General features: G+C 69.6%; 9 protein-coding genes, 1 rRNA gene and 1 pseudogene. All 11 read left to right on the top strand.

All coding sequences use genetic code 11. The annotated features are described in order from the left end of the window. The first annotated feature begins 54 nt into the window (after window positions 1-54). Window positions 55-171: ribosomal RNA gene (gene rrf / locus ACJA3G_RS19920) — 5S ribosomal RNA — on the top strand. 159 nt (window positions 172-330) lie between these two features. After that, window positions 331-939: a CDP-alcohol phosphatidyltransferase family protein gene (locus ACJA3G_RS19915; RefSeq protein WP_406554368.1), complete on the top strand. Its 609-nt coding sequence runs from the start codon at window positions 331-333 to the stop codon at window positions 937-939. A 110-nt stretch (window positions 940-1049) separates the two neighbouring features. Next, window positions 1050-3545, top strand: a complete 2496-nt coding sequence (locus ACJA3G_RS19910) for a sugar phosphate nucleotidyltransferase (protein ID WP_406554367.1) — start codon at window positions 1050-1052, stop codon at window positions 3543-3545. Window positions 3546-3633: 88 nt separating this feature from the next. Continuing rightward, window positions 3634-4566, top strand: coding sequence for a DUF881 domain-containing protein (locus ACJA3G_RS19905; protein ID WP_406554366.1), 933 nt, complete (start codon window positions 3634-3636; stop codon window positions 4564-4566). Continuing rightward, a complete protein-coding gene (locus ACJA3G_RS19900) occupies window positions 4563-4895 on the top strand; it encodes a small basic family protein (RefSeq protein ID WP_003970459.1) in 333 nt (110 codons plus the stop codon). Before ACJA3G_RS19905 ends, ACJA3G_RS19900 begins: the two co-directional genes overlap by 4 nt. A gap of 5 nt (window positions 4896-4900) precedes the next feature. Further along, entirely contained in the window at window positions 4901-5827 is a 927-nt protein-coding gene (locus ACJA3G_RS19895) for a DUF881 domain-containing protein (protein ID WP_406554365.1), read from the top strand. 82 nt (window positions 5828-5909) lie between these two features. Continuing rightward, window positions 5910-6857, top strand: a complete 948-nt coding sequence (locus ACJA3G_RS19890; RefSeq protein WP_406554369.1) for an FHA domain-containing protein — start codon at window positions 5910-5912, stop codon at window positions 6855-6857. 60 nt (window positions 6858-6917) lie between these two features. After that, a complete protein-coding gene (locus ACJA3G_RS19885) occupies window positions 6918-7661 on the top strand; it encodes a MerR family transcriptional regulator (protein ID WP_406554364.1) in 744 nt (247 codons plus the stop codon). A 53-nt stretch (window positions 7662-7714) separates the two neighbouring features. Then, window positions 7715-8188, top strand: coding sequence for a bifunctional nuclease family protein (locus tag ACJA3G_RS19880; RefSeq protein WP_006123076.1), 474 nt, complete (start codon window positions 7715-7717; stop codon window positions 8186-8188). 327 nt (window positions 8189-8515) lie between these two features. Next, window positions 8516-9004 (top strand): annotated as a pseudogene (locus tag ACJA3G_RS19875) (MerR family transcriptional regulator); the annotation flags it as partial. A gap of 67 nt (window positions 9005-9071) precedes the next feature. Further along, window positions 9072-10423: DNA polymerase IV (locus ACJA3G_RS19870; protein ID WP_406554363.1), on the top strand; the 1352-nt coding region annotated here is incomplete at its 3' end.

Here is a 10423-nt window from a genome sequence, read left to right as displayed (position 1 = left end):
GTTCTGAAATAACGAACAGCTGTGTCAATGCCAGCGTTCAAATTTTCATAGTGTTTCGGTGGTCATAGCGTTAGGGAAACGCCCGGTTACATTCCGAACCCGGAAGCTAAGCCTTTCAGCGCCGATGGTACTGCAGGGGGGACCCTGTGGGAGAGTAGGACGCCGCCGAACAATCTTTAGCCTCAACCCCCGTGCCCTTTTGGGCCGGGGGTTGAGGCATTTTTGCGTTCAGGACCCGATCAGATCGCGCTCGTACCCCTGTGCACTCATACCCTTGCGCTGCCGGTAAGGTCAGGGGGCATCGTTGGCACGTTCACAGGAGGCCCCCGGGTGGAGGTCCAGGAGACTCGCGTTCAGACGGACCGGGTGCTCACCATCCCCAACATCCTCAGCATGGCGCGCCTCGTCGGCGTCCCCGTGTTCCTGTGGCTGATCCTCCGCCCCGAGTTCGGCGGTCCCAAGAGCGATGGCTGGGCATTGCTCGTACTGGCGCTCAGCGGTGTCAGCGACTACCTGGACGGGAAGCTCGCCCGGCGCTGGAACCAGATCAGCAGTCTCGGCCGGCTCCTCGATCCGGCAGCCGACCGGCTGTACATCCTTTCCACGCTCGTCGGTCTCACGTGGCGCGAGATTCTTCCCGTTTGGTTGACCGCTGCCCTTCTGGCCCGGGAGCTGATGCTTCTGGTGATGGTGGGAATCCTCCGCAGGCACGGCTATCCGCCGCCGCAGGTGAACTTCCTGGGTAAGGCCGCCACCTTCAACCTCATGTACGCCTTCCCGTTGCTGCTGCTCAGCGATGGAAGCGGATGGCTGGCCGACCTGGCGGCGATTTTCGGATGGGCGTTCGCCGGATGGGGTACAACTCTGTATTGGTGGGCAGGGATCCTGTATGTGGTTCAGGTCCGCCGGCTGGTCAAGGCGGACCCAGAGGCCGATTGAGCTCGTCGGCGGTCCTTCGGAGCTGAGGGATCCGCGCTTGAAGTCAGGGATCCCACCCGGACGGGTGCAGTCGGCTAGACCGTTGTCTCGTCAAGGAGGACGCTTCCGACATGAAGGCCGTCGTGATGGCCGGTGGCGAAGGAACACGCCTTCGCCCCATGACCTCGAGCATGCCCAAGCCGCTCCTGCCGGTGGCAAACCGGCCGATCATGGAGCATGTGCTTCGGCTGCTCAAGCGGCATGGGCTGCATGAAACCGTCGTAACCGTGCAGTTCCTGGCCTCGCTGGTCAAGAACTACTTCGGCGACGGCGAAGAGCTCGGAATGGAGCTCACCTATGCCAATGAGGAGAAGCCGCTCGGCACCGCGGGCAGCGTCAAGAACGCCGAGGAGGCTCTGAAGGACGATGCCTTCCTCGTCATCTCGGGTGACGCCCTCACCGATTTCGATCTGACCGATCTCATCAACTTCCACAAGGAGAAGGGCGCACTGGTCACGGTGTGCCTGACCCGGGTGCCCAACCCGCTGGAATTCGGCATCACCATCGTCGACGAAGAGGGAAAGGTCGAGCGCTTCCTGGAGAAGCCGACCTGGGGCCAGGTCTTCTCGGACACGGTGAACACCGGAATCTATGTGATGGAGCCGGAGGTCTTCGACTACGTCGAGGCCGACACGTCCGTCGACTGGTCCGGTGACGTCTTCCCTCAGCTGATGAAGGAGGGCAAGCCCATCTACGGCTATGTCGCCGAGGGCTACTGGGAGGACGTCGGCACCCACGAGAGCTATGTGAAGGCGCAGGCCGACGTCCTCGAAGGCAAGGTCGACGTCGACATCGACGGCTTCGAGATCTCGCCCGGCGTCTGGGTCGCGGAGGGCGCCGAGGTCCACCCGGACGCGGAGCTTCGCGGTCCGCTCTACATCGGCGACTACGCGAAGGTCGAAGCCGGCGCGGAGATCCGTGAGCACACGGTCATCGGCTCCAACGTCGTCGTCAAGGCGGGCGCCTTCCTCCACAAGGCCGTCGTCCACGACAACGTCTACATCGGGCAGCACAGCAATCTGCGCGGCTGCGTGATCGGCCGGAACACCGACATCATGCGGGCGGCCCGCATCGAGGACGGGGCCGTCATCGGGGACGAGTGCCTGGTCGGTGAGGAATCGATCATTCAGGGCAACGTCCGCGTCTATCCGTTCAAGACCATCGAGGCGGGCGCGTTCGTCAACACCTCGGTGATCTGGGAGTCGCGCGGCCAGGCCCATCTCTTCGGGGCGCGCGGTGTCTCGGGCGTCCTCAATGTGGAGATCACCCCGGAGCTGGCGGTACGGCTGGCCGGTGCGTACGCGACGACCCTGAAGAAGGGTGCGACCGTCACCACGGCCCGTGACCACTCGCGTGGCGCGCGCGCCCTGAAGCGTGCGGTGATCTCGGCGCTCCAGGCCAGCGCCATCGACGTACGCGATCTGGAGAACGTACCGCTGCCGGTGGCGAGACAGCAGACGGCGCGGGGCAGTGCCGGCGGGATCATGATCCGGACCTCGCAAGGCGTGCCGGACTCCGTGGACATCATGTTCTTCGACGAGCGCGGGGCGGACCTCTCGGCGGCCGGGCAGCGCAAGCTGGACCGGGTCTACGCCCGTCAGGAATACCGGCGTGCGTTCCCCGGTGAGATCGGTGACCTGCAGTTCCCGAGCAGCGTCTTCGACTCGTACACCGGATCGCTGCTGCGCAAGGTCGACACGACCGGGGTCGAGGAGGCCGGGCTGAAGGTCGTGGTCGACGCCTCCAACGGCAGTGCGGGGCTTGTCCTGCCCAGTCTGCTCGGGCGGCTCCAGGTCGACTCGCTCGTCATCAACCCGGGGCTCGACGAGTCGCGTCCGACCGAGACCGCCGACGCCCGGCGGGCCGGTCTGGTGCGGCTCGGGGAGATCGTGGCCTCGTCCCGTGCCGCGTTCGGCGTGCGCTTCGACCCCGTGGGCGAGAAGCTCTCGCTCGTCGACGAGCGCGGCCGTATCGTCGAGGACGACCGGGCGCTCCTGGTGATGCTCGACCTGGTGGCGGCCGAGCGGCGCAGCGGGCGGGTGGCGCTGCCGGTGACCACGACCCGGATCGCCGAGCAGGTCGCCGCGTACCACGGTACGCAGGTGGACTGGACGACCACGTCGGCCGACGACCTGACGCGGGTGGGCCGCGAGGAGTCGACCATCTTCGGTGGCGACGGGCGCGGCGGGTTCATCATTCCCGAGTTCAGCAGCGTCTTCGACGGCGCCGCCGCCTTCGTACGGCTGATCGGTCTGGTGGCGCGGACGCAGTTGACGCTCAGCCAGATCGACGCGCGGATACCGCGTGCTCATGTGCTGCGGCGGGACCTGGCCACGCCGTGGGCGGTCAAGGGCATGGTCATGCGGCGGGTCGTGGAGGCCGCCGGGGACCGCTCGGTGGACACGACCGACGGTGTGCGGGTCGTGGAGGCCGACGGGCGGTGGGTGATGGTGTTGCCCGACCCGGCCGAGGCGGTCACCCATCTGTGGGCCGAGGGCCCCGACGACGCCTCCGCGCAGGCGCTGCTCGACGAGTGGGCCGCGATCGTGGACAGCGCGGGTCACTGAGGTCCGTACCGGGTGCCGGGCGGCGTCGTGGGACGCCGCCCGGCACACCGGTGGGGCCATTCGGCGGCAGGGGCGCCGACGTGCGACGATGTGCGGCATGTCGCAGCAGCCCCCCGTTCGGAGCACTCCGTCTCCGCCGTCCCGCCCCGACGCGTCCATGTCGCTGCTGACCAATGTGATGGACCACGCGCTGGACGACGGGTACGCGGAGGCGACCGCCCGGCGCAAGGCCGAGGGCCACGAGGGCATGCCCCGTACTCTGAGCGCGAAGCTCGGGCTGGCGGCCGGGCTGGTGCTCGCCGCCGTGGTGGTGACGGTCGGCGCCGCGCAGGCGCGGATAACGGCGCCGGTGGTGGCCAAGGAGCGCCAGGAGCTGATCGGGCGCGTGGAGGCCGAGACCAAGGCGGCCGACGACCTGCAGAAGCGGGTGGACTCGCTGCGCGGCGAGGTCGGTGACCGCCAGCGCAAGGCCCTGGAGAAACACGGCGGTGACCAGGGCGAACTGGTCGCTCTGCTGTCGGGGGCGACTGAGGTGCACGGCCCCGGGGTGAAGCTGGTCGTGGACGACGCCAAGAACACCGAGACGGGTGGCGGCGGCGGTCCGCGCGAGAACAGCGGGTTCTCCGACACCGGCCGGGTCCGTGACCGGGACATGCAGCGCGTCGTCAACGGCCTGTGGCAGTCGGGTGCGGAGGCCGTCGCCATCAACGGCCAGCGGCTGACCGCTCTTTCGGCGATCAGGGCGGCGGGCGACGCCATACTGGTCGACAACAGGCCGCTGGTGCCGCCGTACACGGTGCTCGCGGTGGGGGACGGCAAGAAGCTCAGCACCGCCTTCCAGGACAGCGCCGACGGCCAGTACCTCCATGTCCTTCAGGAGAACTACGGCATCCGTTCCAGCATCTCCGACCAGAGCGAGGTGCGCCTGCCGGCCGCGCCGAGCCTGATCGTACGTACCGCACAGCCGCAGGCCACCGGCGCCGGCAGGGGCGCCGCCGCCACAAGGAAAGGCACATCGTGATCGCCGTACTTGGCCTCGTCGTGGGAGTCGTGGTCGGACTGTTGGTCCGGCCCGAGGTGCCCGCGGTGGTCGAGCCGTATCTGCCCATCGCCGTCGTCGCCGCGCTGGACGCGGTCTTCGGTGGTCTGCGGGCCATGCTCGACGGCATTTTCGTCGACAAGGTCTTCGTGGTGTCCTTCCTGTCGAACGTCGTGGTGGCGGCGCTGATCGTGTTCCTCGGTGACAAGCTGGGCGTGGGCGCGCAGCTGTCGACCGGTGTGGTCGTCGTGCTCGGCATCCGGATCTTCTCCAACGCCGCGGCGATCCGCCGCCATGTGTTCCGGGCGTGAGGCCGATGAGCAGCGAAGACACGCCCGGGCAGGGGCCGGGAAGCACGCGGGGGCCCGGAGGCGGAAGCACTCCTTCCAGGCCGGAGCCGCTCCGGCCCGACACGCCCGGGGTCCCCGGTCCGCCGAAGTCCGCCGGCCCGCCGGTGCCGCCCGGTCCGCCCCCGGTGCCCGAGGCGCCCGCTCCCGGACCCGAGGAGCCGTCGGGACCGCAGGTGACGGGCCGCCAGCGGCTGGCCGCCGGGCTGTGGCCGCCGCGGGTGACCCGGGCCCAACTGATCGTCGCCCTGCTGCTGTTCGTGCTGGGTCTGGGGCTGGCCATCCAGGTCCGGTCGACCAGTGACAACAGCGCGCTGCGGGGGGCCCGTCAGGAGGACCTGGTGCGCATCCTCGACGAGCTCGACTCCCGTACGAAGCGGCTGGAGGACGAGAAGACGCGGCTGGAGGGGCAGCGCACCGAGCTGGAGACCAGCTCCAACCAGGCGGCCGAGGCGCGCAAGCAGACCCTGGAGAAGGAGCGCCAGCTGGGCATCCTGGCCGGCACGGTCGCCGCGCAGGGTCCCGGCATCACGCTGACCATCACCGACTCCAAGAAGGCGGTCGAGGCGGACAAGCTGCTCGACACCATCCAGGAGCTGCGGGCGGCGGGTGCGGAGGCCATCCAGGTCAACGACGTCCGGGTGGTGGCCAACACCTACTTCTCGGACGCGGACGGCGGTATCGAGATCGACGGCCACCGGGCGAGTGCCCCGTACGTCTTCAAGGTGATCGGGAAGCCGCAGGATCTCGAACCCGCGCTCAACATCCCGGGTGGTGTGGTGCAGACTCTGGAGAAGGAGCAGGCCACGGCCACGGTGGTCCGTTCCGACAAGATCGTCGTGGATGCCTTGCGACCGGCGAAGCGGCCTGACTACGCTCGGTCGTCCTCGCGGTGACGCGGGGCCGCATGCGAGCGACCGCACAAGGGCATGAGCTTGCGGGGGGTCGGCGCACCCAACTCGTGGTGCGTGGTGGAAACTGTTTGGCGGATACGGACGTTGTGAGGATGTCCGGGTCGGCCGGTGTGTTGATTCTGGGTTCGTCCTGCCCCACGGGCGGGTCTGTTTCGGTCAAGGGGAATCGCCCGTGAAGTTGTTTGCGAAGTTGTTCGGCAAGAGCGCACGTGAGGACGGTGCCGCGGGTTCCGCCCGGCACCGTGCCCGAGGCCGTGGACAGGCGGAGGAGCAGGGCGGCGAGCGCCCGCTGTTCCGCGATGAGGTGGGCCACGCCGGTGGTGACATTCCGGGCGGTCCGGGCGCGTCCTCTGTTGACCCTGCCGGTCCCGGCCGCATAGGTTTCCAGGACCCGTCGCGTGCGGGTCAGGGCGGCGGTTTCGCGTCCGATCCGTATGCGACCAGCTCCCACGCGGTCCAGCCGGGGCAGGAGGATCCGTCCATGCCGGTGTGTACGAGGTGCGGGCACAGCAACGCGGCGGCGAGCCGCTTCTGCTCCAACTGCGGGGCGCCGCTGCGCCCGGGAGCGGTCCCCGAGCGTGCCGCTGAGACCACGTCGACGATCTCGATCTCCGGCCTGGAGGCCTACGACTCCGAGGTGACGGGCCAGACGGCGCTGCCGTCGCTGTCGCCGGAGGCGCAGGCCGCGGTGGACGCGCTGCCGCTGGGCTCGGCCCTGCTGGTGGTGCGCCGCGGGCCCAACTCGGGCAGCCGCTTCCTTCTGGACGGTGAGCTGACCACGGCGGGCCGGCATCCGCAGAGCGACATCTTCCTGGACGATGTCACCGTCTCGCGCCGCCATGTGGAGTTCCGCCGCAACCCGGACGGGCGTTTCACCGTCTCGGACGTCGGCAGCCTCAACGGTACGTATGTGAACCGGGAGCGGATCGACTCGATCGACCTGTCCAACGGCGACGAGGTGCAGATCGGGAAGTACCGGCTGGTGTTCTACGCGAGCCAGCACGGCGTCTGACCCTCTCCCAGACTCCGTCCGGGGGGACCCGCAAGGGGGAAGACCCATCAGGGAAGGCCCATGCTGCACACACCGACGGGCGGTGCCGGGAACGGCACCGCCACCGCGGGCGACCGGCTGATGAGTATCGGCACGGTGCTGAACCAGCTGCGCGAGGAGTTCCCCGAAGTCACCATTTCGAAGATCCGCTTCCTGGAGTCCGAGGGCCTTGTCGAGCCCCGGCGCACGCCGTCGGGGTACCGCAAGTTCAGCCCCGAGGACGTGGAGCGGCTCGCCCAGGTCCTGCGGATGCAGCGCGATCACTATCTGCCGCTGAAGGTCATCCGTGAGCACCTGGACGCGCTGAGCCGGGGTGAGCAGCCCGTGCTGCCCGCCGCGGGCGGAGCGCGCGATCTGGCGGACGGCGGGGGCGAGGGCGACCTGGAGCGCCCCACAGCGGCCCGTGTGGGGCGTATGGAGCTCCTGGTGGCCGCTGAGGTCACCGAGGCGGAGCTGACCGAGTGGGAGTCCTACGGGCTGATCTCGGCCGGTCCGGAGGGCGGCTATGACGCCGAGTCGGTGAATGTGGCACGTCTTGTGGCGGATCTGGGCCGATTCGGTCTCGAACCGCGTCATCTTCGCGCCATGAAGGCGGCTGCGGACCGCGAGGCCGGCCTGGTCGAACAGGTGGTCGCCCCGCTGCGTCTGCACCGCAACCCGCAGACCAGGGCGCATGCGGAGGCCACCGTCAGGGAGCTCGCGGCGCTCACCGTGCGGCTCCACGCGGCCATGGTCCAGGCCGCTCTCGGGGTCCGGCTGCACTGACCTCGGGGGTCCCCGACTACCCAAACCTGCCGGGCACGTCCTAGGGTTGCTGTGTGAACGAGCTCGACGTCGTGGGTGTCCGGGTGGAAATGCCCTCCAACCAACCGATCGTGCTCCTGCGTGAAGTGGGAGGCGATCGGTACCTCCCCATCTGGATCGGTCCGGGGGAGGCGACCGCGATCGCCTTCGCCCAGCAGGGGATGGCTCCGGCGCGGCCCCTGACGCACGACCTTTTCAAGGACGTGCTGGAGGCCGTGGGCCAGGAGCTCACCGAGGTCCGCATCACGGACCTGCGCGAAGGTGTGTTCTACGCGGAGCTGGTCTTCGCCAGCGGGGTCGAGGTGAGCGCGCGACCATCGGACGCCATAGCGCTCGCCCTGCGCACCGGAACGCCGATCTACGGCAGTGACGGCGTGCTCGACGACGCGGGGATCGCCATCCCGGACGAGCAGGAGGACGAGGTGGAGAAGTTCCGCGAGTTCCTCGACCAGATCTCGCCCGAGGACTTCGGCACCAACAGCCAGTGAGCCGCGTGCCGGAGCCCCGTCAACCCGGCGGCTCCGGGGCATTCGAGTAGCCTTTCCCTGAAGAGGGGTACGCGAAACCACTCTCAGGGTGATTATCACTCGGCGTGCCGAGTGTGGCGATCGTTGACGCACCCCGAGTGACTGCCTACCGTCGTGAGGGCAGTTCTAGGACGGAGGGTCGGCGTGAGAAGCAGCGGCGGCGACAGTACGGCAGGGGAGGCCCCCGGAAGTCCGGGGGGGAGCGGGCCGTACCCGCCCCCGAGCTCTCTGCCGGGTACGAGCGGTGGCCACCCCCTTCACGACAGCACGGCCGACACCGGCACCGACACCGTCGGATACCGGGGGCCGACGGCGTGCGCGGCGGCGGGGATCACCTACCGGCAGCTCGACTACTGGGCGCGCACCGGCCTGGTCGAGCCCAGTGTGCGTCCGGCGTACGGCTCGGGCACCCAGCGGCTGTACAGCTTCAAGGACGTCGTGGTCCTCAAGATCGTCAAACGTTTCCTCGACACCGGGGTGGCCCTCCAGAACATCCGCACCGCCGTTCAGCACCTGCGGGAGCGCGGCTTCTGCGATCTGGAGCGGATGACGCTGATGAGCGACGGGGCGACCGTGTACGAGTGCTCCTCGCCCGATGAGGTCGTCAGCCTGCTCCAGGGCGGCCAGGGGATCTTCGGGATCGCCGTCGGCGTGGTGTGGCGCGATGTGGAGACCGCGCTCTCCCAGCTCCACGGCGAGCGGATCGACACCGGCGAGACGCTGGTGGGGCACAACCCCGCCGATGAGCTCGCCCGGCGCCGCAACCGGGCGGTCTGAGGGGCGGCCGGACTTCCGCAGCGCCCTGGAGGGCCGATTGTCAGTGGTGTGAGGCAGCATCGGTGGTGTGAGAGCCGCGCCGACCATCCTGCATCTGGACATGGATGCCTTCTTCGCCGCCGCAGAGCAGGCGTCGAAGCCGAGCCTGCGCGGAAAACCCGTGATCGTGGGCGGTCTCGGACCGCGCGGTGTGGTGGCCACCGCCTCGTACGAGGCGCGGCGCTTCGGCGCGCGCTCGGCGATGCCGATGGCGCAGGCGAGACGGCTGTGTCCCAACGGCGCCTATCTCGTTCCGCGCTTCACGTTCTACCGCTCGATCAGCGAGCAGGTGATGGAGTTGCTGGGGCGGCTGTCGCCCCTGGTGGAGCCGCTGAGCCTCGACGAGGCGTTTGTGGACCTGGAGGCCGGGGGAGTCGCGTGGGACGCTCAGTCGGCCCGTGAGGCCGGTCAGCGGCTGCGTGCGGACATCCGGGCGGTGACGGGGCTGACCGGGTCGGTGGGGCTGGCCGGGTCCAAGATGCTCGCGAAGATCGCCTCGGAGGAGGCCAAGCCGGACGGGCTGGTGCTCATCGAGCCCGGCACCGAGCGGGACATGCTCGCCCCGATGCCGGTCAGGACGCTGCCGGGCGTGGGGCCCGCGACGGGTGAGCATCTGCGCCGGGCGGGGATGACCACGGTCGCGGATCTGGCCGAGGCGGGCGAGGACGAGCTCGTCCGGCTGCTGGGCAAGGCGCACGGGGCGTCGCTGCACCGGATGGCGCTCGGCCTCGACGACCGGCCGGTGGTGGCCGAGCGGGACACCAAGTCGGTGTCGGTCGAGGACACCTTCGACGTGGACCTGCACGACCGGGTGCGGGTGATGACCGAGGTGGGACGGCTCGCCGACCGCTGTGTGCAGCGGCTGCGGGCGTCCGGGCACTCCGGGCGCACGATCGTCCTGAAGGTCCGGAGGTACGACTTCTCCACGCTGACCCGGTCGGAGACGCTCCGCGGGCCCACGGACGATCCCGCGGTGGTGCGCGAGGCGGCCGGGCGGCTGCTCGACTCCGTGGACACCACCGGCGGCGTGCGCCTGCTGGGGGTCGGGGTCAGCGGCCTCGCCGACTTCACCCAGGAGGACCTCTTCGCCCAGGCGGCGGGCGAGCGGGCGGCCGGCGAGCCGGACACGGGCGGGCGGGCGCCCGCCGATTCCGAGACCGAGACGCAGGCGGCGGCCCCCGAGCAGCCGGAGGCGGTCGACCCGGCCGAGCGGCGCTGGCAGGCCGGGCACGATGTGTACCACCGTGAGTTCGGCCCCGGCTGGGTGCAGGGCAGCGGGGTGGGCCGGGTGACCGTCCGGTTCGAGACGCCGACCTCCCTCGTGCCGGGCCGGGTGCGCACGTTCCGGGTGGACGACCCCGACCTGGCGCCGTCCGAGCC

This window comes from Streptomyces sp. YS-3, assembly GCF_045257485.1.
GTDB lineage: Bacteria > Actinomycetota > Actinomycetes > Streptomycetales > Streptomycetaceae > Streptomyces.
This window is presented reverse-complemented; position numbering and strand designations above follow the sequence as displayed.

What these genes read in the sequence shown, in the direction of transcription:
- ACJA3G_RS19910 (WP_406554367.1), top strand. Translation starts at nt 1,050, where the DNA reads ATGAAGGCCGTCGTGATGGCCGGTGGCGAAGGAACACGCCTTCGCCCC.
- ACJA3G_RS19905 (WP_406554366.1), top strand. Translation starts at nt 3,634, where the DNA reads ATGTGCGGCATGTCGCAGCAGCCCCCCGTTCGGAGCACTCCGTCTCCG.
- ACJA3G_RS19895 (WP_406554365.1), top strand. Translation starts at nt 4,901, where the DNA reads ATGAGCAGCGAAGACACGCCCGGGCAGGGGCCGGGAAGCACGCGGGGG.
- ACJA3G_RS19885 (WP_406554364.1), top strand. Translation starts at nt 6,918, where the DNA reads ATGCTGCACACACCGACGGGCGGTGCCGGGAACGGCACCGCCACCGCG.